Annotated in this window: 4 protein-coding genes; 2 read left to right on the forward strand and 2 right to left on the reverse strand. The window is 67.1% G+C overall.

Going from position 1 to position 1,389, the window contains the following annotated elements; genetic code table 11:
* Positions 1–208 (forward strand): hypothetical protein (locus AACY49_RS29550; protein WP_339527711.1); only part of this gene is annotated, 208 nt, incomplete at its 5' end.
* Here the strand turns inward: AACY49_RS29550 and AACY49_RS29555 are convergent.
* Both AACY49_RS29555 and AACY49_RS29560 read right to left on the reverse strand, forming a co-directional pair.
* Positions 195–491, reverse strand: coding sequence for a hypothetical protein (locus AACY49_RS29555; protein ID WP_339527713.1), 297 nt, complete (start codon positions 489–491; stop codon positions 195–197). The genes AACY49_RS29550 and AACY49_RS29555 overlap by 14 nt on opposite strands.
* Positions 488–1,114, reverse strand: a complete 627-nt coding sequence (locus AACY49_RS29560; protein ID WP_339472255.1) for a recombinase family protein — start codon at positions 1,112–1,114, stop codon at positions 488–490. Before AACY49_RS29560 ends, AACY49_RS29555 begins: the two co-directional genes overlap by 4 nt.
* 94 nt (positions 1,115–1,208) lie before the next feature.
* On the opposite strand from AACY49_RS29560, the gene AACY49_RS29565 reads away from it, so the two are divergent.
* Positions 1,209–1,389, forward strand: a 181-nt coding sequence (locus AACY49_RS29565) for a DUF4158 domain-containing protein (protein ID WP_339527715.1), incomplete at its 3' end; no start/stop codon positions are given.

Raw genomic sequence — 1,389 nt, forward strand, 5'->3', positions numbered from 1 at the left:
GTCCCCGTCCGGTCAGGAGCAGGTGTTCCGGCCGATCTGGCGCATGATCGAGCAGGTTCAGGCGGACGAGCGGCCTGATGTTGCGTTCACCGATCAACCTGCCAGGGTTGCGACCTTGTGCGATGATGGCCCAGCCCGGCGTGCCGCGTTCAGTGATCGCAGGTGCCAGATGGCCATCGCGCGACCGGCTGCCGTCACCCCAGGATAGCCAGGCAGGTACTCCAGAAGGCTTCGCGGGGGCGCGGCGGGATCAGCGCCCATTCGACCGGGCCGGTATCGGACTGTTCCGGCAACGGGGTCGATGCTGCGGGACCGTCCCGCACGCCGTCCCGATATGCGCGCTCCAGCGCTTGGGCGATGGCACCGGCGGTATCGACGGTAAGGCCGTACTTCCGATCGGAGCGGTCCTTGGCGACGATCGCGCGCGCGATTTCACGAAACCGCGCCTTGCGCCGAGGATCCGGCGGGAATTTTCCGGGAAGTCCGGTCATGCCGCTTCCTCGACCGACGCTGCATCCACCCGTGCCCGTCCGACGATAGCGGCGACAGTATTCTTGCTGAGGCCGAGGTCGCGCGCGATCCAGCGATAGCTGCGACCTTCGGCGACCAGCGCCAGCACCTTGGGGGCGAGCCGGTCGGACTTCGGTCGGTCGCCCGCCTGCCGACCGAGTGTTCGACCCCGTGCCCGCGCTGCGGCGAGACCGGACCGAACCCGCTCGCTTAGCATGTCGCGCTCGAACTGGGCGATGCCGGCGAGCATCGTCGCCATCATCCGCCCGTGAGGCGTATCGACCTCGAACGTCATGCCACTCATCGCGACGACCGACACGCGCCAGCCCGACAGCCGGTTGAGCGTATCGAGCAGGTCCTGCGTCGAGCGTCCCCAGCGGCTGAGTTCGGTGACGAGGACCGCATCGATGTGACGCGCCTGCGCCAGCTTCATCACCTCGCCGCGCGCCGAGCGGTTGGCCTTCATCCCCGAGGCGGTTTCGCGGAAGACCTCGACCACCTCATAGCCGCCCCGTTCGGCGAAACCGACGAGGTCGCGCAACTGCCGCTCGCACGACTGGTCGGCGGTCGAGACGCGGGCGTAGATAGCGGCGCGTTGTCCCAATTGAACCTTCCCGAACACCGGCCCCGAAAAGCCTTGATTTGCGCGGGGTCAGTGTTGTCCAAAACAGACTTCTGTTCAACCGGGACAAAGCCGCATGCCGAGACGCCATATCCTGAGCGCCCGGCAGCGGTCGTCGCTGCTCGACCTGCCGACCGACGAAGCGTCGCTGCTACGGCATTACATCCTGGCGGACGACGACCTGATCCACATCGACCGGCGACGCCGACCGGAAAACCGGATCGGCTTCGCGCTGCAACTGTGCGCGCTGCGCTATC

It is taken from the genome of Pseudomonas sp. EL_65y_Pfl2_R96 (assembly GCF_963970905.1).
Lineage (GTDB): Bacteria > Pseudomonadota > Gammaproteobacteria > Pseudomonadales > Pseudomonadaceae > Aquipseudomonas.

Bases quoted from the DNA above. Each gene is read 5' to 3' on its own strand.
- AACY49_RS29555 (WP_339527713.1), bottom strand. From the start codon at position 491: ATGACCGGACTTCCCGGAAAATTCCCGCCGGATCCTCGGCGCAAGGCG.